A 23,633-nucleotide genomic window follows, 5' to 3' on the forward strand; every position below is an offset into this window, starting at 1 on the left:
TTCGGCGAGAATGGGTTTCGCGCGTCTCGAGCGCCGAATGCACAGTTGGCGTGAGTATTGCGGGACGTACACATCGTATCGGTGCGCCCGGTGAGGTAACGGATCAGGGCTGTCGCGCGCTTGCGGAGGGGCGCATGTCGCTCGCCGGGGCGATGGACAGTGATGTGGTTTCCAGGAATCCGTCCAGACCCTCGGGGCCGAATTCGCGGCCGATGCCGCTGGCCTTGACGCCGCCGAACGGGGCTGCGGGGTCCATGCTGTAGGCCGCATTGATTCCCAGTGTGCCGCTGCGGATTCGGTGGGCGACCGTAGTTGCCCGGGAGACGTCGGGACTCCAGATCGAGCCGGAGAGGCCGTATTCGGTGTCGTTCGCGAGGCGGATCGCGTCTTCGTCGCCGTCGTGCGGGATCAGGGTGAGCACCGGCCCGAAGATTTCCTCCTGGGCGATGCGCATGCTGTTGTCGGCGTCGGTGAAAAGGGTCGGTCGGACGTACCAGCCGCGGTCGATCCCTTCGGGCAGGCCGGGACCGCCGACGAGCAAGCGCGCGCCTTCGCGGACACCCTGTTCGATGTAGCCGCGGACACGCTGCTGCTGAGGTCGGGACGCCATCGGGCCGACCCGGGTCGCGGGGTCGAAGGGATCGCCCACCGGCAGACTCTCGACGGTACTCGCCAGTGCGTCGGCGAACTCACCATACCGGTTGCGTGGCAGCAGGATTCGTGTCTGGGCGACGCACGCCTGTCCGCTGTTCATCAAACCCGCGACCGTCATGCCCTCGGCGACGACCTGTGGATCGGCATCGTCCAGGACGACCGCGGCCGATTTGCCGCCGAGCTCCAGGCTCACCCGGTGCAGCGCGGAACCACATGCCGCCGCGACCTGTCTGCCCGCGGCGGTGGAACCGGTGAACGAGACCTTGTCCACGCCAGGATGGGAGACCAGATAACGGCCGATCTCGCGGTCACCCGGCAGGACGCTGACCAAGCCGGGCGGCAGACCCAACTCGTTGAGCAACTCGGCGGTGAAGTAGGCGTCGAGCGCTGTCTCCGGGGAGGGCTTGAGCACGACCGCACATCCGGCCAGCAGTGCGGGAACGAGTTTCGCGACGGTGAGGAACATCGGCATGTTCCACGGGATGATCGCCGCGACCACGCCGACGGGTGCACGACGCACGGCCACCTCGCCGCCGAACGCGCCCGCGCGGGTCTCGTGCCACCGATGCCGGGCGGCGACGTCGGCGAACGCCCCGATCATCGCCCCGGGCAGGCGGGCGTGCGCCGACCGGGAGAAGGTGATCGGCGCACCCATCTCGGTGCTGATCAGCCGGGCCAGTTCCTCCTGTCGCGAACCATAGCGTTCGGCGAAGTCGCGTACGACCGCGATGCGGTCCCGCGGGTCCAGGCGCGGCCACGGTCCCGCGTCGAATGCGTTGCGCGCGAGCGAGATCGCGCGATCGACGTCGGCGTTCGTCGGCGCGGGCACGCGACCCACCGGTTGCTCGGTGTGCGGGGAGATCACCTCGATGGTGTCCGTCCCGCTGGGCGCGACCCACTCACCGCCGATGAACAGATGCCGATGAGTCGACACGGTTACCTCCTCGGTAGTCCGTTGTCCTGCGTGCGGGTCACGTTGTGCGAGTGCGGATCTGCCGCAGGAGCGCTTCGGATTCGACGTGGGGAATTCCCTGGGAATCGACGGGATTCGGCCTATTGACGTTTGACGACGCGGCCGTCCTTCATGACGAAGCGCACGTCCTGCAACGTGGTGATATCCGCGGTGGGATCGCCCGGGACGGCGATGATGTCCGCGAGCAGTCCGGCGGCCAGTCGGCCACGGTCGTCGACGTCGATGAGTTCGGCGCTGGTGACGGTGGCGGCGCGTAGCGCCTGAGCGGGTGTCATGCCCCGATCCACCAGTGCCCACAGCTCTTTGGCGTTGTCGCCGTGCGGAACCGCCGGTGCGTCTGTGCCACAGGCGATCTTGACTCCGGCCGCGATCGCTTTGCGCAGTGTCTCGCGAGCCTTCGGGAACACCTCCGCGGCCTTCTTCTGTAGCGCCGGAGCGGCTTTGGAGATGTCGAGGCCCTCGGACAGATAACTCGTCGGCACCAGGAACGTGCCGTGCTCGACCATCATCGCGATCGTGTCGTCACTGGCCAGCGAGCCGTGTTCGATGCAGTCGACCCCGGCGCGGATGCAGGCGCGAATTCCCGCGTCGCCGTGGGCATGTGCGGCGACCCGGATCCCGGCGCGGTGCGCCTCGTCCACGATCGCTTCCAATTCTTCGTCGGAGTACTGCTGCGCACCCGCGACGGTGCCGTGCGACATCACCCCACCCGAGGCCGAGATCTTGATCACGCCCGCGCCGTATTTGATCTGATAGCGCACGCATTCGCGCACCTGTGGCACACCGTTGGCGCGGCCCTCCTCCACGCTCACCGGCATGATGTGCGGGGCCAGGCGCTGGAACATCGTGGGATCGAGATGACCGCCGGTCGGGGTGACGGCGTGTCCCGCCCCGACGATGCGCGGACCCTCCACCCAGCCCTGATCGATCGCGCGGCCCAGATCGACGTCCAGCAGATAACCACCGGACTTCACCATCAGCCCCAGATTGCGGACCGTGGTGAATCCCGCGTGCAGGGTGGTGCGGGCGTTCACGGTGCCGCGCAACGTGCGATAGACCGGGTCGTCCTGCACTCCGTGCATGGGATTCGGCAGCCCGGTGGGGGTGTCGGGCCCGCCGATGAGCAGGTTGATCTCCATATCCATCAGACCGGGCAGCAGGGTGAGATCGCCCAGGTCGATCACCTTCGCGCCCGCGGGCTCCCGAGGCGGATCGACCGCGGTGATGTGCGTGCCGTCGACGACGATGGTCGCGGGGGAGTGCACCTGTCCGGTCTCGACGTCGACGCGGCGCGCGGCGCGCAGAACTGTACTCGGCTCGGTCACGACCGCACCTCCCTGGGCATCGTTGTCCGCTGTCTCGATCGTTCGTTCACGGGATCGGCTCCACGACGCAGTCCAAAGCCGTTGTGCCACTGTCGGGTACCCACGGCTGACTCCAGACCTCCACGGGGAAGGAGACGTTGATCATCGAATAGAGCAGATACAGCAGGTTCTGCACCTGTTCGGGGAGATCGTCCAGCGGAAACTCGTCGCAGTAGGCGATGACGGCCTCCGCGCGCGGCGTGATCGCATCGTAGAACTCCTGCATCTGCGGCATCGTGCCGGCCAGGCGACGGGCATAACGCTCGGGCTCGGTTGCCAGACACCATGTTTCGGCGAAGGGTTCGAGATCGGCGAATTCCGGTGGCAGTAGGGGCTCGCTCATCGCGCGGCCTCCGCCCGCTCACGCCGGTAGTCCTCGACCCAGTCCCCGGCCACCTTGTGCAGATGCCGCAACAGGATCTCCTGGTCGTTCAACGGAAATGCCGTCACCGCACGGGATTCCAACATCAACTGCGTCGCCTCCAGCGTGCTGCAATCCTGCAGGCCGTACTCCTTGAACGTCACCGCGGCCATCTCGTGCGCGACCCGCTCCCGCGTGTTGCGGGCGGGCGCGAAGTACAGATTTCCCTCGAAGATGTGGGTGTTGTGGGACGTCGGCCAGTAGTGATAGGTCAGATACCAACCGCTGGACCAGATCAGGATCACGAAGTTAGGCCACAGCTGGAACGAGTCCAGGCCCCACGGTTCGCATTTCGCGGGATTCACCCCGACGGGCATGGGCCCGAGATCCGGTGTGTCCCAAGGCCCGAACAGTCCGCTGCGGGTGATGTCCTCCATGGGTTTGCGCATGGTCGGATCGAGCTCCCAGGTGACCACGCCCGAGGTGCTGACCATCCGGTGCGGTCCCTCGAGCCGGTAGTGCGGCGCCTGAAAGCCCGCTTCCTGCGCGGCATTCGAAAAGTTGGCCGGTGTCTGCTTACCGTGCAGGACAGGTGCGTGATAGAACTCCTGGAAGGCGTCCATGTAGAGCTTCCAGTTGGCGTGCACCTCGGAGCGGTAGGAGAAGCGTTCGGTGAGCGCGTCGAAGGGGTACCCGTCCAGGTCGGTGATCATGGGGCCCAGGAATTCTCGCAGCGACTGGCGCGGCTCCCGAGCGAGATTGACGAAGACGAATCCCGACCACACCTCGCAGTGCACCCGCACCAGGCCGTACTCGTTCTGGTCCAGATCGAAGAATTCCTCCGGCTGCTGAACGAAATTCAGCGCGCCGTCCAGGCCGTAGCGCCAGCCGTGATATTTGCAGGTGAACTGGCGGCAGGTGCCCGACACCTCCTCGCGCGGGATGGTGTCCCATACCAGTTTGTTGCCGCGGTGGCGGCAGACGTTGTGGAACGCGTTGACGCTCCCGTCGCGGTCGCGCACGACGATGACCGAGGCGTGCGCCGCGGCGATCTCCTTGGTGAAATAGCTGCCGGTGCGCGGAAGTTGTTCCACCCGGCCGACATTGAGCCAGGCGCGTTTGAACACGGCCTCGCGTTCGAGTTCGAAGAACTCCGGTGAGATCGAATCCTCGTAGGACATCGGCGCGGTGCCGAGTTCGGGATAGTGCTGGGTCCAGCTACCCTCTGCGGGCTTGGGCCAACGGGGCATTGTGTCGCTCCTGGGGGTGGGTGGTTCTCGTCAGCTGATCGGTTCGTCGCCGAGTACGGTGGTACGCAACATTTCTCGCGGCGAGCCGGGTTCGTACGGGGCGGCGCGGTGGATGACGCCGCGGTTGTCCCAGATCACGGTGTCGCCCACCGACCACTCGTGCCGGTAGACGTGTTCGGGGGCGGTGCAGCGGTGCAGCAGGTCGTCCAGTAGTGCGCGGCTCTCATCGGGATCGATGTCCACCACGTGATCGGCCGAAGCGCCCAGCACCAGCGAGCGGCGGCCGGAACGATGCGTCCAGATCAGCGGATGCTCGCGGGTAGGGCGACGACGCCACGCGGCCAGCTGCTCGGGGGTGGGATCCGGGGTGACCGGACGTTGCGAGGCTTCCAGCGAATGCACCACCCGCAGTGCGGCCAGCCGGGTGCGCTCGGCCTCGGTGAGATTGTCGAAAGCCTTGTAGGTGGAGGCGAATTCGGTCTCGCCGCCGCTCGCGGCCACAGCCTTCGCGGTGAGCACGGTGGCCATCTGCGGGTAGGCGTCGTCCTGGGGTGTGCAGCCGTCGATATGCCAGTCGAACGTCGCGCGCAGATAGTTCGCCGAGGAGTTCTTCGTGGTGTCGAGGCTGACGCGGTAGATGCCCTCGACCGGATGATGCCCGGGTTCGGTATCGATCTCGCCGAGCTTGCGGCAGAACGCCACCTGCGTCTCGGCCTCGAGGTGCAGATCGCGGAAGACGAGTACCCCGTACTCTTCGAGAGCCCGGGGCAGGATGCCGGCGAGGGTGTCGTCGTCGAGCAGCTGTCCCCGCTCGACGCCCGTCACCTGTGCGCCGACCTCGTGGCCGAGGGGTTCGACGGTGATCGTCATGACGATGTCCTTCCGGCCCGTCGCCGGAATCGGCAGCGGGACTTGGGTTTACGGCGACGGCTCGGCAACGCGACGCAATTGCGCGTCGGCGCTGTCGGTGGGTGCGGGCTGCTGGAAGATCTCCACGGCCATGGCGACCATCACCAGCGAATACACCAGGTACAGCAGGTTCAGTACGTCCTCGGGCAGGTCGTCGAGGGGGTATTTGTCGCAGTGCTGGATAGCCTCTTCCAAGCGTGGCAGGAACGCGTCGTGGAATGCCACCAGATCCCGCATGGGCGTGGACATCCGGCGATCCCATCGCTCGGATTCGGTGGGCAGGCACCAGATTCGCGCGTACGCCTCGAACTCGGCGAATTCGGGCGGCAGCAGGTTCTCGGCCACGGCGCTCACACTCCCGCCGGTTCGCGCTGGTATTCCCCGACCCAGTCGGCGACCGCTTTGTGGAAGTGCCGCACCAGGATTTCCTGATCGTTGACCGGGAAACGGGTGATCCCGGCGCTGCGATACGCTTGTTCCAATGCGGTCTGGGTGCCGGTGAGCATGCCCGCGTCCTGGAGGGCGAACTCCTTGAACACCACCGAGGCGACCTCGTGTTCCACGCGTTCACGCACGGTCCGCGCGGGCTGATAGCACAGCATGCCCTCGAAGCGGTGGGTGTTGTAGGAGGTCGGCCAGTAGCGGTAGAGCAGATACCAGCCGCGGTAGATCAGGATCTCGATATTGGGGAATATCTGGAAATTGTCGATTCCCCACGGTTCGACGCGTCCGGGGTTCAAACCCGTTGGCATATCGCCGAGTTCGGGCGATTCCCACGGCCCGACCAAGCCGCTGCGGGTGATCCGCTCGATCGGATACATGAACTCCGGCGGCAGCGTCCAGCGTCGCGCGCCGCCGGTGCTGACCATCCGGTGCGGGCCGTCGAGTTGAAAGTGCGCGCACTCGAAGCCTTTTCCGGTGCGCACCGCGTTCGGGATCTGCTGCGGGTGCAGGCCGGGGACGTGGTAGTACTCCTGGAACGCGTCGGCGAACAGTTTCCAATTGCTGTCGTTGTCCGCGGTGAACTCGTACCACTCGGTCATCCGGTCGAACGGGTAGCCGTCCAGCGCGGTCACCATGGGGCCGAGGAATTCCCGCAATGTCTGCCGAGGCTCGTCGGCGAGGTTGATGAAGACGAATCCGTTCCAGACATCGCAGTGCACGCGGACGAGCCCGGATTTTTTCGTGTCCAGATCGAAGAATTCCTCCGGCTGTTGCACGAAGTCCAGTTCCCCACCGAGCCCGTAGCGCCAGCCGTGGTATTTGCAGGTGAATTGGCGGCAGACGCCGGAGGATTCGGTGCGCGGATCGTCGGTCCAGACGAGTTTGTTGCCGCGGTGGCGGCAGACGTTGTGGAAAGCGTTGATGCTGCCGTCGCGGTCGCGCACCACGATGATCGAGGCGCGCGCGGCGTCGATCTCCTTGGTGAAATAGCTTCCGGTGCGCGGAAGTTGTTCCACCCGACCAACATTCAACCATGCGCGCCGGAAGATCGCCTCGCGTTCGAGTTCGAAGAATTCCGGTGACACCGAGTCCTCGAACGAGATCGCGCCGGTGCCGAGGTCGGGATAGTGCTCGGTCCAGCTGCCCGCGGCGGGTTTGGGCCATTGCCTCACGGTTGCTCCTTGATCTCGCGATCCGTTCATATGACCGACCCGCCGTTCACGCCGAGCACCTGGCCGGTGATGTATCCGGCCTGCTCGGAACACAGGAACAGACAGGCCGCGGCGATGTCCTCGCCCGCGCCGAGGTGACCGACCGGGATCGCCTTGGCCATCGTGGCGTTGTCCGGGAGGTTCCCGGCCGCTTGGGAGTTGCGTGACATGGGCGTATCGATGCCCGAGGGCGGGATGGTGTTGACGGTGATGCCGCACGATGCGTATTCGCGGGCCAGCCCCTTGGTCATCGCCACGACCGCGCCCTTGGCGGCGGTGTAGTGGACCATGCCGGGCGACCCGCGCTGGGCGCTGGAGGAGGAGATCGTCACGATCCGGCCCCAACCGGCGGCGACCATATCCGGGATCACCGCCTGGGCGCAGTGGAAGGTTCCGGTCAGATTCACCTCGATGATGCGATGCCATTGTTCGGGGGAGATCTCGGTGAACGGGGCGAACCCGACCATTCCCGCGCTGGTGACGAGGATGTCGACCGGCCCGAATTCGGCGCGGACCTGACCCATCGCCTCGAACACCGCTTCGCGGTCGGCGACATCCACCGCGCGGGCCAGCACCGCTGCGCCACCGGCGCGAAGCTTCTCGGCGGCCTCTTGTGCGGCCGGGCCGTCGATGTCCAGGATCGCCGTGCGATAGCCGTGCGCGGCGAAGGACTCGCAGATGGACAGGCCCATTCCGGATGCGCCGCCGGTTACCACCGCCACCTGCTCGCGAGGGGATGCCGCCAGGCCCGGACCGGACGATCGGTCCAGGTCGGGCCGGTTCGTATCGCTCATCACATCTCCGTTCGTATGCCGCGCATGCGTGCAGATCGGCCGGGCGATCCGCCCGGTACGGTGCCCCGCCGCAGCGCCGCATTCTCGGATCGGCCGTGACGGATCGAGCCGTCGCGAGGCTTTCGGACGTCCCGGGGCGAGGCCTCGGGGGAGTTGATCGACTGCCTAATTAGGCGAGTGACTAAGATATACGGCAGCGGTGTCCGAGCTGTCAATAGGCTTCGGCGGGAAGCGTTTCCGTTCGGTGCGCGGTTCCGAGGCCCGGATTTGCCAGCCGTACACTGGGCGAACGTCGTCGAGTCCGCAGGAGGCCACCAGATGAAGCCGGGCACGGGTCCCGAGGACTCTCCGACCCGCATCGCGTTACTGGACGCGGCCGAGCGGATCATGCTCGAAGAGGGCTACGCCGCGGTGAGTACCCGTCGGATCGCGGCGCGGGCCGAGGCGAACCCCGCGCTCGTGTACTACTACTTCGGCACCATGGACAACCTGTTCATCGAGCTGTTCCGGCGCGGCGCGGAGCGCAGCTACCAGCGACAGAGCGAGGCGCTGGCCTCCGCGCAGCCGCTGTGGGCGCTGTGGGAGACGATCCACGACCGCTCGCATACGGCCCTGACCATGGAATTCGTCGCCCTGGCCAACCATCGCAAGGCCATTCGCGCCGAGATCGCCAACTCCTCCCAGCGATTTCGCACGCTGCAACTCGACGAGGTCACCAGGGTCCTGGACGGCTACGGCTACCGGTCCGAGACATACACACCGGCCGCGGTGGTCCTGCTGATGTCCAGTGTCTCCCGGTTCCTGCGCATGGAGGAGGCGTTCGGCATCGATGCGGGCCACCGCGACGTGACCGCATTGCTCGAGACACTCCTGCGCGAACTCGAGGGTGACCCGCGGCCGGTCACCGAAGCGGCCGTCCCCGCGCGACCCGGCCAGTCCTAGGCGACCGTCGAGTCGTGGATGTGGGGGCCAGCCCACCTGCCGCGGCCGCGTGGTCAGGCGTCGCGCGAATCTCGGCGGAGGTCAGGTAACCGACATGCCCACCCGGACGCTCGAGAAGGTCACGGCCGAGGTGGCGTCTCGCCGCGCGGGCGGCTCGTCCGTCCGGGAAATCGGTCCGAGATCTCCCTGACCGGCCCTCCAAGCGAATTACCTGAGCGATGCAATGATTTCTTGTCGACCGGTTCGGAATCTTCCGGCTGATCACGGACCATGCACGGCTCGACCGGTCGATCGCCGGTTGATTACGGACGTCTCGGCTGGGTATACACCGATGGTGCCCGGTGGACGAGAGTTCGATGAAAGATCACGAAACGGTCGCAATCGACGTTTCGTGCGAATTTTATTGCCATTTTCATTGCTGAACAGTTGCTGCCAGGCATAGCGTCGAGGTCCGACAGTCGCAAAACCGACATCGTGAGGCATGAGCCGCAGCGAGGTCGATCGCGACGCGGAGCAGCAGAGGGGTCGGGGGATCCCGCAAGCGAGGACTGTGCCATGAACAGATATCCGCACCCGATGTCCACAGTGCCCAATACACCCAATACCTCCGCCCCGGTCGGCGACGGAAGACTCATGGTGGCCAGAGTGCTTGTCGCCGAAGGCAATCCGGCCGCCGCGGAGATGGTCGGGCTGGTTCTCGAACACGCCGGTTATCAATCCTTGCGCACCGTCACCGGACGCCAGGTGCTCGCCGCTGCCCCGCAGTGGCATCCGGATCTGGTGCTTCTGGATCTGGACCTGCCGGACCTGCCCGGTCCGGACGTGTGCCGACAGTTGCGGCAGATGGTCTCGGCCCCGATTGTGGCCGTGTCGACCGAATCAGATCCGGAGGCCGCCGAATTGGCGATGGCCTGTGGCGCGTCGGATTACGTGCGCAAGCCGTTCCGCACGGTCGATCTGCTCTCCCGGATCGAATCGCGCCTGGCGGGCAGTGCGCTGGGCGGCTGACCCGCAGGCGCTCGGGACGCGTCAGGCGCGGTTGGTGCGTACGACCCAGAAGTCGTGCCGCCCCACGGTGATTCGCTCGATGCCCGGGTCCGCCAACCCCGCCGCGCGGCACAGCTCGGCGAACGATCGCGCCTGATCCTCGGTCCAGCCGTGTGTGGCCAGACCGGTCGCGCCCACCGGTGAATATCGCTCGACGGCCACGAAACGGCCGCCCGGCGCCAGCACCCGCGCCACTTCGGTCAGTGCGGTCGTGACATCGGGCCAGTGATGCACCGTCGCCACGGCGAGCGCGACGGTGGCCTCGTCATCCCCCAGCGGCAACCGCTCGGCGACACCGGTCGCCCACCGGATAGACGAACCGCGCACGAGCAGCCGGGCCAGTCGCAACATCACCGGCGACGGGTCCACCCCCGTGACCCGAGCGCCGCGACGGGCAGCGGCCCGCACCGCGGCACCGGAACCGCATCCGATGTCGACGACCCGGTCGGATCCGGTCACCGCGGCGGTCTCGATCACCATGCGGGCGCGTCGCCGCCCGGCGGCGAACATCAGCGCACCGGCCGCCAGCCCGGCGGGTCCGGAGAATCCGGGATGATCGGCGTGATGGTTGACCGGCAGGGTCTGCGGCGGGTTCATGCGAACGTCCTCCTCGCGAATGGGTGTTGTCACCACCTTGCAAGTTCAAGCCGACTGGAGGTCAAATGGCGCCATGGACCTGATCCCGATCGGGGAGGCCGCGGCGAAACTGGGCATGGCCGCCTCGGCGCTGCGGTATTACGACGAGCGCGGCCTGGTGCGTCCGGCCGCGCGCCGCGGCGGCAAACGAATGTACGACCGGGAACAGCTGCGCCGGCTCGCCTTCATCAAGGTGGCGCACAGCCTGGGACTTCCGCTGGAGACCGCGGCGGCGGTGCTGGACGCGCCGAGTCCGCAGTGGCGCGAGGTGCTCGAGCGACAGATCGCCGAACTCGAGGAGGCCATCGCGCGGGCCCGCACCGCACAGACCTTCCTGACGCACGCCGCGCGGTGCCCGTCCGAGCATCCCGCCCGTGAATGCCCGACCATGCTCGGCGGTCTGGACGCACTCCTGACCGGAACGCCGGTCACCGAGCTGATGGACGAAAACCACTGAGCGCGTACTGATTCGCACGTTCGACAGACATGGGCCGGCGCACGGTGTTGCGCGGCGCTGCCGTGGCCGGTGCCGCGCTGGCCGCCACCGCGGCGGCATATCTACCGCGCGCATCAGCCGGTCCGATCGCGGCTCGTGCGACCTCGCGGGGACGGGAGGTGGCGATCTTCGGCGGCGGGATGTCGGGATTATCGGCCGCGCACGAACTCGCCGAACGCGGATATCGGGTCACCGGGTACGAGCCGTCGTGTCTGGGTTCATTCCCGCCCTGCCGCACGCCGAACTGGCGTTCTTCGGCAAACAGGTCGCCATGTGGTTCACCAGCTCCGCCGAGCGGCGGTTCGGGCAGTTCGAGTACATCTCGTGGGAGGACATGCTCCAAGCGCAGGGCAAATCCGACGCGTACCGCGAATATCTGGTCGCCGCGCTGACCCGCATCACCCTCGCGGCCAAACCGCATCTGAGTTCCGCGCGCACGATCGGCACCATCGGCGAGGCGCTCGTACTCGCCGGGACCGGACTGTTCCCGCAGTATCAGGGCGGCGCGGACCGGATCCTGAGCGGTCCGACCAACGAGGTGTGGATCGATACGTGGGTGGCGTATCTGCGCTCGCGTGGTATGCGGTTCGTAATGGGCGCTCGCGCAACGTGATTGGACGTCCGGGATCGGCGGATCACCGGTGTCCGGGTCGTCGGCGGCGGGGTGAGCGGGCCGTCACGGCCGACTGGTGCCTCTGTGCGATGCCGGTCGACAAGGCGGTGTCCCTGCTGAACGGGCCTGTGCTGGAAGCGGATCCGTCGCTGGCGGGTATGCGGATCGGTAACTGTTCTTCGGCGGCGACTACGTGCGCACCCACATCGATCTGGCGACGATGGAGGGTGCGAACGAATCCGGGCGCGCGGCCGCGAACGCGATCGTGGACGCCGCGGGCGATCCCGGCCCGCGCGCCGGAATCTTCCCGCTGGTCGAACCGCCCGAACTCGAGCCGTTCAAACAGCTCGACGCGGCCCGCTACCGCGCCGGTCTGCCGCACATTCTGGCGTGAACCGATGGGCCGCAACCGGTGAGCCTGTCGGTCTACTGCGGGGGAGTCAGAGGGTGGGTGTGGCTGTGGCGCTCGGTGGTTCGGTGCGAGGTGCGCAGGACCGAGCGGCCCTTGTGGTTCGCCTTGGCCAGGTACAGGACGGTGTCGGCGGAGTCGAGCAGCGACTCCGCGTCGGAGCCCGCGAGCGGGGTGACGATGGCTCCGATGCTGGCCGAGACGTGCAGTTGGTGGCCGTCGACGGCGATCGGCTCGACCAGGGCCGACTGCAACTGGTCGACGATCGTGATGACGACGTCGTTCTCCGCCGGTGGCGGGATCAGGGCGACGAATTCGTCCCCGCCGATGCGGGCGATGAGGCAATCCTGTTCGCGCACACTGTCACCGAAGCGGGTGGCGACCTCGGTGAGCACCCTGTCCCCGGTGCCGTGGCCGTACATGTCGTTGATGGGCTTGAACCTGTCCAGGTCGACGAAGCACAGGCCCACCTGGTCGTCGTCGCCGACGCCGGAGGACACGGCCTCGATGCTCTCCAGCAGGCAGCGGCGGTTCGGCAGGCCGGTCAGCGGATCGTGCCGGGCCTGCCAGTGCAGTTCCTGCTGTAGTCGATGACGTTCGGTCACATCCTCACCGACCGCGAGCAGGTAGTCGCCGTGGCTCTGGTTGCCCTTGACATAGGTGATGGAGAACGCCACCCAGCCCACACTGCCGTCCGAGCGCAGCAGGCGACGTTCCATCTTGACCGAGCCCTCCCCGGCGGGGACCAGCTTGTCGAAGATCAGGGCCCGGATCTCGTCCTGATCGTCCGGGTGGGCGAAGTCGTAGACCGAGATTCCCCACAGTTGTTCGACGGGCACGCCGATCATGTCGGCGAGTCCGCGGTTGGCGTCGACGAGCGTCCCGTCGGTGTCGCCTATGGCGATCGCGATGTCGGTGCTGTCGAAGACGATGCGAAAACGCGCGTTCTGATCCTGCCGGAGCTGCTGCCGGGTCAGGAACATCTGATGGCCCTGCGCCAGCGCGGCGCCCAGCACGGCGAACCGGGCGCCGGCGTCGGGCCGGTCACCCTCGCCGACCAGGGGCTGCAGGACCTGGACGGTGCGGATCGGGACGGTGGTGTCGGTCCACCCCGCATCCGCCAGGGCCTCGCCGACCGAGGTGCCCGCGGCCGGGTCGAATTCCCGCGCCGCGAGTCCGGACCGGAGGGTATCGACCAGCCGCGTCAGCAGCCCGAGGGCCTGCTCGGGCTCCGCAGGTCCCGCACCCGTGGCGGACAGTTCCCGCCACCAGTCTGCGACCAGGGAATCTCGGTCCATACCCTCCAGCACCCCCTCGATGTCCGGCGACCGATCGGCATACCCCTCTCCGATCTGGCGCAGTCTTGCCTCTCACACTAGATCAAATGTGCAAGAAGCTGTTGCGCGGAATATTTCCGGTTGGTGGCAGCGGTCAGACGGCATGGTTCTCGTCGAAGATCGAGACCCCCTTGTATCGCGGGGTGACGATCTCCCAGGCCCAGGTCGCCTGCACGCAGCCGACCAGATCGCGCACGTGCGCGGCCACCGACTCCGCCGCCCGCCGCTCGGCCCGGGCGACGTATTCGTTGAGGATCTGCTCGCTCAGGGTGTGGAATTCGGTGAGCCGATCGCGCACGATCGCCGCCGACCCGTGCACAGCGTCTGCCAGGGTCGCGCCCGGTGTGTTCAGCAGCCACACCGGGATCAGGTTGAAGTCGGCGCCATCGGCGATGCACTCCTTCTCGAAGGAGAACATGTCGTTCATCAGCGCACCGATCTCGGCGGTCAGCTGTTGCAGTCTGCGCAACTGCGCGGCCGGGACGTCGGCCGGGATGAGATCCCAGGGCAGATAGTCGTCACGGCCGAACTCGCACATCGCGATCGCCGGATACATGCCGGAGACCTCCGATCGCAGATCGATGTACTCCGCGACGCTCAGCAATCCGCCACGGGCGTCGGTGTTCTGATTGCGGATCGCGGTCCGCAGATGTTCGGCCGTCGAGCTGAGAAACCGATCCAGCCATACCGGTTCGGCGTCGCGGGCCAGCAGGTCCAGGAATTCGGCTGTGGCGATTTCCTCCCGGCTCGGATCCGCTGCCGGGCTTCGGGATTCGAGCATGTCACGTAATCGGCCCGCGGTGTACGAGGCACGCAGCTGCTCGTCCTCGGACAGATGCGCGAACTTCTCCCGGCCGACGGTGTCGTTCAGCCAGAACAGGATCGCGTTGAAGATCCCGATGATCGTCATCCGTTCGGCGGTAACCGCGTTCGGATGCAGATAGGGGGTCATGCTGTTGTAGTGCGCGCCGCCGGATTCCAGCCAGATCCGATGTCGGCGACAGAAACGTTCCACCTCGGCGAGTGCGTGCTCGCCGAATCTGTTGGGGCGGAACTCTCGGCAGTAGTCCTCGATATCTCGGTCCGGTGTGCTGAACAGTGCTCGCAGCGACCACCGCTCACCCTGTTCCACCAGCGCGTCGTACTCGGATCGCATTGCGACCAGCGCCGTGTCCACCATCGTTTGCTCACTCACCACGGGATTGCCTCCCCGGTCCATCCGATCCACCAACCACCGTCGAGACGGTCAGACCGACTGGTGATAATCGTTCCAGTCGGTGCTTAAAGAGTAAGCAATAAGGACGAATCGAACAGTGTGTCCGATGTTCGTCCTGGTTAGGGCGCTGTCGGACCGGGCCGATCGGGTCAAGTTCACGAGCATTCCGACCAGCCCCCGCCGGGCGAGGGTTGGTGGGATGCGGCTCGGGGCAGGCTCAGCGGCGGATCAGCGGGCCGCGAACGACACTCGTGCCCGACACGCGATCGGCCGAGTCGAAAGAAGTCCTCGCGGTAGCTGTCCCGCGGGAACAGTCGTGCCTTCATCAGGGCCTTCATCGTGTCGGCGATCATCTCCGGGCTGCCGCAGAGGTACGCGACACGCCCGGCCGCCCAAGGATGGCCCTGGGCGAGTCGGCCGGGTATCCGGCCGCGCGGCCCTGTCATTCCTCGCGGGACAGCGCCGGGCGGTAGGTGAACCACGCGTGCTCGTCCTGCACGGCCTCGAAATGGGTGTGCTCGTGCAGATCCTCGCGGGTCGACACACGTGATACAGGACGGCATCGTGTCCGTACCTGGTCGGGTCGATGTGCGCGAGAATGGATTTCAGCGGTACGAGCCGGGACTCGCTGCCCAGCAACAGAATCGACTGGGTCCGGGCGGACGGAAGGAGAATCGCGACGCGGGACCTTCGAGATACCCTGCGAGATAAGCGCAATAGCGGTGCCCGGCGTACTCGAGCGGCGTGACGCCCTGGACGAACAGCTTGATCGGCGAGGTCATCCTCGGATTTCGGCGCCCAATCGGGATTCACCCCGGCCGCGACCGCCGCCCAGCAGGGCCTGCGATCGGGCGAGTACCCGGGCCAGGACGGGGGAGTCGTCGCCCTTGCGCCAGGCGATCGCCAGTTCGACCTCGGTGGTGGTGCCCACCAGGGGTTTGAACGTCGCGCCGGTGATCTGCAGATGCCGCACCGACGCGGGCACCAGCGCTACCCCGAAACCGGCGGCGACCAATGAGACCAGCGTGGATGTCTCGGCGACCTCCTGTGTCCGTTCGGGGCGGAATCCGGCTTTGCGGCAGGCCGTTTCGACCGCGTCGTGCACCACCGATCGCCGGTGCGAGGGATAGCTGATGAACGTGTCCGCGCGCAGGTCGGCCAGCCGCACCGCCGGTTGATCGGCCAGCGGATGCGCCAGCGGCAACGCGGCGATGAGCGGTTCGCGGCGCAGCACGCGCACCTCGAGTTGCGGATCGTTCACCGGCGGGCGCAGGAATCCCAGATCGATGGTGCCGTCGGCGAGTGCGGCGACCTGTCGCGGGGTGAGCATCTCACCGCGCAGATCCATTTCGATGCCGGGCAGGTCCTCGCGCATTATCTGCGCCAGGGTCGGCAGCAGTTCGTAGGTGGCGGTGCCGGTGAAGCCGATCGCCAGTCGCCCCACCTCACCGGACGCGATGCGCACAGCCTCGGTGCTCGCGACGTCGAGGGAGGCCAGAATGCCGCGGGCGCGATCCAGGAAATGCCGACCGGCCGGGGTCAGTTCGACCCGGCGGGTGGAGCGCTCGAGCAGGACCACGCCGAGTTCGTTCTCCAGCGCCTTGATCTGCTGGGACAGTGGCGGCTGGGCGATGTGCAGGCGTTCGGCGGCACGGCCGAAGTGGCATTCCTCGCCGACCGCGACGAAGTAGCGGAGATGACGCAGTTCCATGGCCTGAGCCTAGGCCGGACTGAAATATTTCCAGTCTCAATCCGGGGTAATTTCTATACGGAAGATATCAGTGCCGAGATGGTGCACTCGGCGAGATCGATCATGCGTTGCGCCAATGTGGTTCGCGCCCTTCGCGGTACGCGGTCATACCGTCGACTGGATCGCGGTGCGCGACGAGTGCGTCGGCCAGGACCGCTGTGTGCGGTGCGGTGGTCTCGGCATCGGGCAGCGTTTCGGTTCGCGCCAGGAACGTCAGGGCCGCGCGGGTGGCGACGGGCGAGCGGGCCACGATGTCCGCGGCCATCTCCCGGGCCAGATCCAGGGCCTTGCCCTGCGGTGCGGTGCGGGTGATCAGACCGGCCGCGAGCGCCTCGGCGCTGTCGACGCGGCGTCCGGTGAGGATCATGTCGTAGGCCAGGGCCCGGCCGACCAGGTGCGGCAGGCGCAGCAGGATGCCGGTTCCCGGCGGCATGCCCAGAGCGGTGTCCGGGACGGCGAAGGTCGCGGTCTCGTCCGCGACGCTCAGGTGGCAGGCCAGCGCGAGGGCCAGGCCGTCGCCGTCGGCGCGGCCGTTGATCGCGGCGATCACCGGTTTGGCCGGTGTGGCGTCCAGGGGTGAGCCGTCGAATCCGTTGTGCGGCTGGAGCATCAGCTGTAGCGGCGAGCGGATGCCGTGCAGGTCCGCGCCGAGGGAGAAGGCCTCGTTCCCCGCGCCGGTGAGTACCGCGACCCGGAGATCGTCGTCGTGGGCGAAGGCGGTGAGGATTTCGCCGAGTTCGCGGTAGGTGTCGCCGGTGAGGGCGTTGCCGTTCGCGGGCCGGTTGATCGTCACCTCCAGGATGTGCCCGGAGGTCGAGACCGAGACGGTGTCGTATTCCGCGCGCAGGTCCGGAATATGCTGTGCCAGTGCCGCATCCATCGCCTCGCGGCTCAGCGTGACATGGTTGCCCGCATCTCTGGAGCGGACGAAGACGCGTCGTCCGGCCGGGTGTTCGGTATCGGTCAGGACGCTGGTGGTCTCGCCGTCCAGGGGTGCGGCCAGGAATCGGCGGCCGTCGTCCAGGCGGCCCACGACGGTGGCGCGCGGGGATCCGCCGGAACCGTAACGGAGAACGAAACTTTCGATCGTTCCCCAGCCGTTGGGTTGATAGGCGACCGATACGCCCGGCGCATCGTTCAGTTCGGCCTGCAGGGATGTGGTGGGCCGGACGCGCCACGGCGCCGGTGTGGTCGAGTAGACGCCCGCCGAATGTTTGCTCAGCACACCGCCGTTCGCGGAGACCAGGCCGTAGCTGCCGGGCCGATCGCGAAGGCGCGCAACGGTTTCGGCGATGGCGTGCGTGGTGTAGTTGTTCCCCGGTCCGCCGAAGAACGGCAGCCCGCCGGTGACGGTCAGCCCGCGCGGATCGACCGGATCCAGGCCGAGACCGTCGCACAGATTGAACACCGCGATCGGGAAGCAGCTGTACAGATCCATGGTCGCCAGATCGTCGATGCCGATGGCGGCCATGTCCAGTGCGTGCCGCACCGCCGCGACGGCGGCCGGGCTGCGATCCAGATCGGGGCGGACCAGCAGTTCCCGTTCGGTGAGGTCGGCGTATCCGTGCAGATAGACCCGCCGCGATTGCGGAATCCCCAGCCGGTCAGCGGTTTCCGTGGAGGTCACCAGGACCGCGGCGGCCTGGTTCACCTGATCGCGGGCGACCATGAAGCGCGGATAGATGTCGGTGATGAGACGGTTGCGCTCGTCCACGCGCACGAGTTCGGCGGCGTCGCGTTCGATCGGGGCCGCCGCATGCGGGTTGGTCGCGGCGACCGCGGTGAACGGGCTGAACAGCTCGCCCATCGCCTGCGCGTATCGCGCCCGCGAATCCCCGAGCCGGGCGCGGCGGGCGTTCTCCAGTAGCGCGTAGCTGACCGCGGGTTCGACCACGTTGTGGCGCACCGCGTAGAACGGGGTCATCCCCTGGATGGAATATCCGCGATCCTCGAGCGAGCCGGTGTCGGACTCGGTGAAGTCGGGGCGTTCGGCGGGCGGCAGACTCGCCAGGTGCCGGACGGTCGAGATGGTTTCCGCGCCGACCAGCAGCGCGGCGTCGCAGCGGCCCTGCGCGATCTTCCCGCACAGCTCGTTGAGCAGCTGTTGCGGGCCCTGTCCGCCGGTCGGGCCGAGGATAGCCCGGGACGGGTTCGCGCCGATCCGCCGCGCGATCGCCCGGGGCACATTGTCGGGCGCGCCGAGTGCGGCGGTGGCGTAGGGACTCGAATCGTCGAACGCGCGGATAGCGGCGACGACGTCGAGGGCGGCGGCGAGTGCGGTCGGATCGGTGGTGGTGTCGGTGAGTGCGGCGCGTACGGCCTCCGCGGCCAGATCGGCGGCGGACAGGCCGCGATATCCGGTGTCACCGAGCCGTTCCGAGGCCTGGCCCACGCCGACGAGTACGGGTGTGGCCGGGGAGATGGTCACCGATTCGGGTGAGTTGTCGGGCATGATCGCGGCACTCCTTCCGGCCTGCAGCAGGTGTCATCCGCGCTGGGGATGGGCCTCGCACTGCGAGCGGCGGCAGCCGCACCTCGTGGACACTGTTCTGGACATTTGTTTTACACCGTATCAGGACTGTTCGGTACGAAGGGGGGCCCCGTCGCGAATTCGAATCGGACAATATCCACTCCCGGGGGCACAGCGGCCGTTCGGCTGGTTGGATGGGTGTGTGTCGAATCCCCTTCGCCCACAAGCGGTTGCCCTTCTTGCCGAACTGTCCACCGATGGCGCGGATTCGGGGGTGTGGTCGAATCTTCGGGAAGAGCTGTATTACCGGCACATCGGTGAGCACGCCTGCGCGGCCCTGCCCGCGCTCGCCGCGCTGGCTCGCGAGGGTCGTCCGCTGACCCGCCTGCGCGCGATCGAACTCGCCGGTGATCTGCTCGCGCGGGCCGATCCGCACACCGGGTGCATTCGCCGACGCTACGCACGGGACATCGCGGCCCTCCTGGACCTTGTCCGGTCGGATCTGGCGAAGAAGTACGCCGACGTGGACCATGAGCCGGACATCTTCGTCTATCGCATGCGCAGCATGCTCGCGTTCGAGGGCCAGACCGAATGGTCCCGCAGGCTGGTCGGGCTGATCGGCGGCGAATTCGAGATCAAATGCCCCGAATGCTCCGCGGTGGCGTTCGTAGCCCTGGGTACCCACGGCGTCTTCACCTGCTGGGACGACGACTCCCTCACCGACGACGCCGACGACACGGATCTCATCCCCGCCGCCCCCACCCAACTCGCCGGGCTCGCCCACCGGCTGCACACTCTCGCGGTCACCGCCCGCCAGCCCATCCTGGCCCGTCGCCTCACCTACTTCTTCGGCAGAACCACCTGCCCTCGCAATGCCCACGAATTCACCCCGGCCGACACGATCGCGGGGCTGCCCGGGTAGCTGGTACGCGAAACCCCCGTTTCCGGTTGGTTCGTCGAAACTGTTGCCAGGGTAGGTGATTTGCGCGGCTCTCACTCATCCCGTGTGCTGCGCGCGGACGCGGTCGCGTATCTACCCTGCACTGGTTCTGCGTGCGGGCCACCACGAACTGCTGACTTCGCCCACGCCTGCGGGTGGCGAACCCCGGCAGGCTTTCAGCAAGGTCATCGGCACCGTCCGGGCCGCTACAGGACCGGCGTCGGGACTGATGCGTCCGGGAATAGTCCACGCCCAGAGGATTTCGCCGACGAGCCGTTCAGTCCTGCCGATCGGTGCCCCGGGGACGGCCCGGGGCCCAGAAGACCAGGGCCAAGGCGGCGGCGCTGATGATGGCCAGGACGAGGGTCGTGTGGTGAAAACCATCGAGGAAGCCGGTGCGGGCGAGTTCGAGGAGGGGCTGGGCGCTGGGACCGGCTCGGTGGGCGAGTTCGGTTGTGGCAGCGAGGGAATGGGAGACGGGGGCTCGGGCCGCTTCGGGAAGCTGGGGGAGTACGGGGGAGATGACCGTGCGGTAGCCGGCGGCGAGAACTGTTCCGGCGAGGGCGATTCCGATCGCCGCGCCGATCTCGCGGGCTGCGTCGTTGACGGCCGCGGCGACGCCGTGCGCGTCCAGGGCGGTGTCGGTCATGATCGAGGTGGTGGCGGGGGCCGCGGTGAGCCCGAGTCCCGCGCTGACGATGCACAGCGGGACGAGTACGGCGAGATATCCGGAGGAGGGTTGCAGGCGCGTCATCATGCCGAGTCCGGCGGCGATGACGAGCAGTCCGGCGGCGGTCGGCCAGCGCAGTCCGTAGCGCATGGCCAGATGCGGTGAGACCGCGGACAATCCGATCAGGGCCGCGCCCATGGGCAGGATCGCGACGGCGGCGCGCAGCGGACTGTATCCCAGGATCAGCTGCAGATACTGCACGACGATCAGGAACATGCCGAAGGTGACGAGGAATTGGACGGTGATGGAGGCTGCGCCGGAACCGAATCCGCGCCTGGCGAACAGTCGCAGATTCAATAGTGGTCTGCTCGTTCGCAGTTCGATCGCGATGAAGGCGGCCCCGGCCAGTACGGCGCCGGTGAACCCACACAGGATGTAGGGATCGCTCCAGCCTCGGTCGCCGACGGCGATCAACGCCCACACCAACAGACCGACGGTCGCGATCACCGTGAGGGCTCCGAACGGATCCCATCCCGTAGGGATCGTGCTGCGGGATTCGGTGAGCGCGAATCCGGCCGCGGCGAGTACGGCCGCGAGTACGGCCAGAGCGACGAAGATCGACTGCCACGACCACCAGTGCAGCAGCAGCCCGGACCCGACCAGGCCGAACAGGCCGCCGGAACCGGCGAGCCCGGCCCACGCGCCGATCGCCCTTCCCGCGCCGCCTTCCGGGAACCCCGCGGTGATGAGGGACAGGGTGGAGGGCATCACCAGCGCCGCGCCGACCCCGCCGATCGCACGAGCGGTGATCAGTGCGGTGACCGTCGAGTTCACCACCGGGATCATCGACGCGGCGGCGAAGATCACCAGCCCGGCGATCATCACCCGGCGTCGGCCGTACCGGTCGCCGAGCGCCCCGGCGGGCAGCACCAGACATGCCAGTGCCAGGGTGTATCCGTCGATGATCCACGCGCTCTGGGTCTGATTCGCGCCGGTGGCGACGGCGATCGGCGGTAGCGCGGTGTAGAGCGCGGCCATGGACGCGACCACCACGCCCACCGCCGCACACGCGATGAACACCGTCCGCACCTGTGCCCAGGACCACCGGCCGGTCGAGGTGTCCGCGGCCTCGGTGGATAGCGACATCGGCGTTCTCCGTTCAGGATTCGGCGTTGCGCATGAGTCGGGCGGACGGGGAGCGTGGTGTTCGTCCGTGGCCTCCACGCTCGCTGACGGATCGGGTGCCGGACAAGGTGTGCGATCGAACTAGACATGTACCCGGGTCGCCGGTCGGCCGAGTGTGTCTCACCCCGGTGCGCCGACCTGGGTGAACTCTGCCGTCCGGGGTGCTGGAATGTCGCATACTGAGGCGATGAGCTCCGACTGGCTGCTGGGCGCGGATCGGCACGAGACGGCCGCCGATCACATCTACGCCGCCGCGGCGGATCTGATCACGCGGCACGGATTCGATTGCCTGACCGTCGATACGGTCGCCCGCCACGCGCACTGCTCGCGCGCGACCGTCTACCGTCACACCGGCGGCGCGATGCACCTGCGCGAGACCGTGCTGACCCGCGCTGCCACCCGCATCACCGACGTCGTCGACCGCGTCATGGCCGACCACACCGGCCCCGACCGCGCCTACGCCGCCCTCACGGTGGCCCTGCGTGAGATCCGTACCGAACCGGTCGTCCTCGCGTTCCTGTCCTCCGAGCACGGCCCCCGCGCGGCGGTAACCTTCGCTCAGTCACCCGCCCTGAACCGGCTCGCCGCCGAATTCACCGGCAGCCACCCCGGCGACCTGCTGACCACCACCTGGCTCATCCGCTCGGTCCTGCAACTACTGCTGTGGCCCACCGACCCGGACACCGAAAGCCTTCTGCTGCAACAGTTCCTGCTCCCGAGCCTCAGCCGCCGCGAGTCGATCCCAGAACGAGATCAATAGGGCAACAACGGCATTCAAGTGGGCAGGGCGAATTCTGCACCCATTCGCCCTGCCCTCTGCCACGGTAACGTGGCCCGCACCCCGATTCCAGACGGAACCACCAGCACTGGGACCATTCACCGCTTCACCCCACCCGGCCCTGTGAATTCGACAGTGTGGCTGGGGGTTCGCGTGCTGTGCCGCGCGTGGGGGCACGTGCGACTCCGCTACCGTGCGACGAACCAGTGCGCCGGATGGCCTCGGGCACATCGAGGTTCTGGTCGGCCGGAGCCGGTCCGCGCTGGTGACGGTGTGACGGGCCACCAGCCGACGGTGATGCGCCGGACGACGTGGCCCTCGTCGATGCCGTGCGCAGGCGTGCAGCGCAGACCGTCGGCGGCGACCGGACCGCGGCGAAGATGCCACGATGACAGGATGACCGCCGCCGCCTTCGACATCGCCCGGCAATTGGTGCTCGACCGGTTCCCGCGGGCGCGGGCCGCCTGGCTGGGCGGCAGTGTCGCACACGGAACGGCAACGGCGACTTCGGATCTGGACATCACCGTGCTGCTCGCAGGTTCATCCGCCCCATATCGTGAGTCGCTGCGTCACGCGGATTGGCCGGTGGAGCTTTTCGTGCAGACCGAGGAATCGATCGAGTATTTCCGCGCGACGGAGCGTGCCGCGCGACGTCCGGCCACGGCGCGACTGATCGGGCGGGCCCACATCTTGCTGGACGTGGACGGCAGCGGCGCGCAGCTGCGGGAGGATTGCGCGAGAGAACTGTCCGCCGGACCGGAATTGTTGAGCGACACGGAATTACGAGGCCAGCGCTACGGAATCACCGATCTACTCGACGATCTGGTGGGTTCCGAGGACGAGAACGAGAGGCTCGCGATCGCGGTCGCGCTGTGGCAGGCGGCGGCCCATCTGCTGCTCACCGCGAACAGGCACTGGAGCGGCGGTGGCAAATGGCTGCATCGGGAATTGGCGGACTTCGATCAGGTCGGCGGCACGGCCTTCGGTCGCGCGCTGATGGACGGAGTGCGCACGGCCGCTCTCGGTGAGATCGGCCCGATGGTCGAGGTGGTCACCGAGGTTCTGGACCAGGTCGGCGGACGGCTGTTCGAAGGATTCCGGGCGGACGGTCCCGTCTGAATCGACGTTCTACGGCGGATCGCCAGGAGCGCTATGGCGATCCCGCGGCGGATCGGCGTGAGTTT

Annotated in this window: 22 protein-coding genes; 8 read left to right on the forward strand and 14 right to left on the reverse strand. The window is 67.4% G+C overall.

What is annotated here, in order from left to right; translation table 11 throughout:
* Positions 1–103 precede the first annotated feature (103 nt).
* From NM2_RS34330 to NM2_RS34365, 8 genes are all read right to left on the reverse strand, one after another.
* Positions 104–1,588, reverse strand: a complete 1,485-nt coding sequence (locus tag NM2_RS34330; RefSeq protein ID WP_084531856.1) for an aldehyde dehydrogenase — start codon at positions 1,586–1,588, stop codon at positions 104–106.
* 119 nt (positions 1,589–1,707) lie between these two features.
* Positions 1,708–2,952 carry a metal-dependent hydrolase family protein gene (locus NM2_RS34335; RefSeq protein WP_067677694.1) on the reverse strand — a complete coding sequence of 415 codons (1,245 nt, stop codon included), beginning with the start codon at positions 2,950–2,952 and terminating at the stop codon, positions 1,708–1,710.
* A 46-nt stretch (positions 2,953–2,998) separates the two neighbouring features.
* Positions 2,999–3,334: a hypothetical protein gene (locus tag NM2_RS34340; protein ID WP_067677697.1), complete on the reverse strand. Its 336-nt coding sequence runs from the start codon at positions 3,332–3,334 to the stop codon at positions 2,999–3,001.
* Positions 3,331–4,602, reverse strand: coding sequence for an aromatic ring-hydroxylating oxygenase subunit alpha (locus NM2_RS34345; RefSeq protein ID WP_067677698.1), 1,272 nt, complete (start codon positions 4,600–4,602; stop codon positions 3,331–3,333). The genes NM2_RS34340 and NM2_RS34345 overlap by 4 nt, the downstream gene beginning before the upstream one ends.
* A gap of 30 nt (positions 4,603–4,632) precedes the next feature.
* Positions 4,633–5,472, reverse strand: a complete 840-nt coding sequence (locus tag NM2_RS34350) for a TauD/TfdA dioxygenase family protein (protein WP_067677701.1) — start codon at positions 5,470–5,472, stop codon at positions 4,633–4,635.
* A gap of 48 nt (positions 5,473–5,520) precedes the next feature.
* Positions 5,521–5,856 (reverse strand): hypothetical protein, encoded by a 336-nt coding sequence (locus NM2_RS34355; RefSeq protein WP_067677857.1) that lies wholly within the window; start codon positions 5,854–5,856, stop codon positions 5,521–5,523.
* Between the two features lie 5 nt (positions 5,857–5,861).
* Positions 5,862–7,127: an aromatic ring-hydroxylating oxygenase subunit alpha gene (locus NM2_RS34360; RefSeq protein ID WP_067677703.1), complete on the reverse strand. Its 1,266-nt coding sequence runs from the start codon at positions 7,125–7,127 to the stop codon at positions 5,862–5,864.
* A gap of 26 nt (positions 7,128–7,153) precedes the next feature.
* The gene (locus NM2_RS34365) at positions 7,154–7,960 is read right to left on the reverse strand and encodes an SDR family NAD(P)-dependent oxidoreductase (protein WP_084531857.1); all 807 of its coding nucleotides are present in this window, start codon (positions 7,958–7,960) and stop codon (positions 7,154–7,156) included.
* A 318-nt stretch (positions 7,961–8,278) separates the two neighbouring features.
* Here NM2_RS34365 and NM2_RS34370 point away from each other — a divergent pair, with 318 nt between their 5' ends.
* Together NM2_RS34370 and NM2_RS34375 are read left to right on the forward strand one after the other, a co-directional pair.
* On the forward strand, positions 8,279–8,902 hold the full coding sequence (locus tag NM2_RS34370; protein ID WP_067677705.1) for a TetR/AcrR family transcriptional regulator: 624 nt from the start codon (positions 8,279–8,281) through the stop codon (positions 8,900–8,902).
* 555 nt (positions 8,903–9,457) lie between these two features.
* Positions 9,458–9,910, forward strand: a complete 453-nt coding sequence (locus tag NM2_RS34375; protein WP_084531858.1) for a response regulator — start codon at positions 9,458–9,460, stop codon at positions 9,908–9,910.
* A gap of 21 nt (positions 9,911–9,931) precedes the next feature.
* On the opposite strand, the gene NM2_RS34380 is transcribed toward NM2_RS34375, so the two are convergent.
* Positions 9,932–10,546, reverse strand: coding sequence for a class I SAM-dependent methyltransferase (locus tag NM2_RS34380; RefSeq protein WP_067677711.1), 615 nt, complete (start codon positions 10,544–10,546; stop codon positions 9,932–9,934).
* A gap of 73 nt (positions 10,547–10,619) precedes the next feature.
* Between NM2_RS34380 and NM2_RS34385 the strand changes: the two genes are divergently transcribed.
* The 3 genes from NM2_RS34385 to NM2_RS52040 all read left to right on the forward strand — a co-directional run bounded on the left by NM2_RS34385 (position 10,620) and on the right by NM2_RS52040 (position 12,088).
* Complete coding sequence (locus NM2_RS34385) at positions 10,620–11,042, forward strand: MerR family transcriptional regulator (RefSeq protein WP_067677714.1); 423 nt, start codon at positions 10,620–10,622, stop codon at positions 11,040–11,042.
* A 247-nt stretch (positions 11,043–11,289) separates the two neighbouring features.
* Positions 11,290–11,694, forward strand: a complete 405-nt coding sequence (locus NM2_RS52035) for a hypothetical protein (RefSeq protein ID WP_067677717.1) — start codon at positions 11,290–11,292, stop codon at positions 11,692–11,694.
* 193 nt (positions 11,695–11,887) lie between these two features.
* Positions 11,888–12,088 carry a hypothetical protein gene (locus NM2_RS52040; protein WP_067677720.1) on the forward strand — a complete coding sequence of 67 codons (201 nt, stop codon included), beginning with the start codon at positions 11,888–11,890 and terminating at the stop codon, positions 12,086–12,088.
* Positions 12,089–12,120: 32 nt separating this feature from the next.
* On the opposite strand, the gene NM2_RS34400 is transcribed toward NM2_RS52040, so the two are convergent.
* The 4 genes from NM2_RS34400 to NM2_RS34415 form a co-directional block, all read right to left on the reverse strand.
* On the reverse strand, positions 12,121–13,401 hold the full coding sequence (locus NM2_RS34400; RefSeq protein WP_067677723.1) for a sensor domain-containing diguanylate cyclase: 1,281 nt from the start codon (positions 13,399–13,401) through the stop codon (positions 12,121–12,123).
* 133 nt (positions 13,402–13,534) lie between these two features.
* The gene (locus NM2_RS34405; RefSeq protein WP_245718347.1) at positions 13,535–14,635 is read right to left on the reverse strand and encodes a terpene synthase family protein; all 1,101 of its coding nucleotides are present in this window, start codon (positions 14,633–14,635) and stop codon (positions 13,535–13,537) included.
* Between the two features lie 799 nt (positions 14,636–15,434).
* Positions 15,435–16,367 carry a LysR family transcriptional regulator gene (locus NM2_RS34410; RefSeq protein ID WP_067677726.1) on the reverse strand — a complete coding sequence of 311 codons (933 nt, stop codon included), beginning with the start codon at positions 16,365–16,367 and terminating at the stop codon, positions 15,435–15,437.
* 100 nt (positions 16,368–16,467) lie between these two features.
* A complete protein-coding gene (locus NM2_RS34415; protein WP_067677729.1) occupies positions 16,468–18,858 on the reverse strand; it encodes an acetyl-CoA acetyltransferase in 2,391 nt (796 codons plus the stop codon).
* A gap of 220 nt (positions 18,859–19,078) precedes the next feature.
* Here NM2_RS34415 and NM2_RS34420 point away from each other — a divergent pair, with 220 nt between their 5' ends.
* On the forward strand, positions 19,079–19,798 hold the full coding sequence (locus NM2_RS34420; RefSeq protein ID WP_157121490.1) for a hypothetical protein: 720 nt from the start codon (positions 19,079–19,081) through the stop codon (positions 19,796–19,798).
* 295 nt (positions 19,799–20,093) lie between these two features.
* Here NM2_RS34420 and NM2_RS34425 read toward each other — a convergent pair whose 3' ends face one another.
* Complete coding sequence (locus NM2_RS34425) at positions 20,094–21,632, reverse strand: MFS transporter (RefSeq protein WP_084531859.1); 1,539 nt, start codon at positions 21,630–21,632, stop codon at positions 20,094–20,096.
* A 226-nt stretch (positions 21,633–21,858) separates the two neighbouring features.
* Between NM2_RS34425 and NM2_RS34430 the strand changes: the two genes are divergently transcribed.
* Together NM2_RS34430 and NM2_RS34440 are read left to right on the forward strand one after the other, a co-directional pair.
* On the forward strand, positions 21,859–22,431 hold the full coding sequence (locus tag NM2_RS34430) for a TetR/AcrR family transcriptional regulator (RefSeq protein WP_067677735.1): 573 nt from the start codon (positions 21,859–21,861) through the stop codon (positions 22,429–22,431).
* A 414-nt stretch (positions 22,432–22,845) separates the two neighbouring features.
* A complete protein-coding gene (locus NM2_RS34440) occupies positions 22,846–23,568 on the forward strand; it encodes a nucleotidyltransferase domain-containing protein (RefSeq protein WP_067677741.1) in 723 nt (240 codons plus the stop codon).
* Positions 23,569–23,633: the final 65 nt, after the last annotated feature.

The organism is Nocardia miyunensis NBRC 108239 (assembly GCF_001613065.1).
Classification (GTDB): Bacteria; Actinomycetota; Actinomycetes; order Mycobacteriales; family Mycobacteriaceae; genus Nocardia; species Nocardia miyunensis.

Excerpts from the sequence above, each read along its gene's own strand:
- NM2_RS34380 (WP_067677711.1), bottom strand. The coding sequence starts at position 10,546 with ATGAACCCGCCGCAGACCCTGCCGGTCAACCATCACGCCGATCATCCC.
- NM2_RS34440 (WP_067677741.1), top strand. The coding sequence starts at position 22,846 with ATGACCGCCGCCGCCTTCGACATCGCCCGGCAATTGGTGCTCGACCGG.
- NM2_RS34350 (WP_067677701.1), bottom strand. The coding sequence starts at position 5,472 with ATGACGATCACCGTCGAACCCCTCGGCCACGAGGTCGGCGCACAGGTG.
- NM2_RS34400 (WP_067677723.1), bottom strand. The coding sequence starts at position 13,401 with ATGGACCGAGATTCCCTGGTCGCAGACTGGTGGCGGGAACTGTCCGCC.
- NM2_RS34385 (WP_067677714.1), top strand. The coding sequence starts at position 10,620 with ATGGACCTGATCCCGATCGGGGAGGCCGCGGCGAAACTGGGCATGGCC.
- NM2_RS34375 (WP_084531858.1), top strand. The coding sequence starts at position 9,458 with ATGAACAGATATCCGCACCCGATGTCCACAGTGCCCAATACACCCAAT.
- NM2_RS34370 (WP_067677705.1), top strand. The coding sequence starts at position 8,279 with ATGAAGCCGGGCACGGGTCCCGAGGACTCTCCGACCCGCATCGCGTTA.
- NM2_RS34345 (WP_067677698.1), bottom strand. The coding sequence starts at position 4,602 with ATGCCCCGTTGGCCCAAGCCCGCAGAGGGTAGCTGGACCCAGCACTAT.
- NM2_RS34425 (WP_084531859.1), bottom strand. The coding sequence starts at position 21,632 with ATGTCGCTATCCACCGAGGCCGCGGACACCTCGACCGGCCGGTGGTCC.
- NM2_RS34410 (WP_067677726.1), bottom strand. The coding sequence starts at position 16,367 with ATGGAACTGCGTCATCTCCGCTACTTCGTCGCGGTCGGCGAGGAATGC.
- NM2_RS34365 (WP_084531857.1), bottom strand. The coding sequence starts at position 7,960 with ATGAGCGATACGAACCGGCCCGACCTGGACCGATCGTCCGGTCCGGGC.
- NM2_RS34340 (WP_067677697.1), bottom strand. The coding sequence starts at position 3,334 with ATGAGCGAGCCCCTACTGCCACCGGAATTCGCCGATCTCGAACCCTTC.
- NM2_RS34415 (WP_067677729.1), bottom strand. The coding sequence starts at position 18,858 with ATGCCCGACAACTCACCCGAATCGGTGACCATCTCCCCGGCCACACCC.
- NM2_RS34430 (WP_067677735.1), top strand. The coding sequence starts at position 21,859 with ATGAGCTCCGACTGGCTGCTGGGCGCGGATCGGCACGAGACGGCCGCC.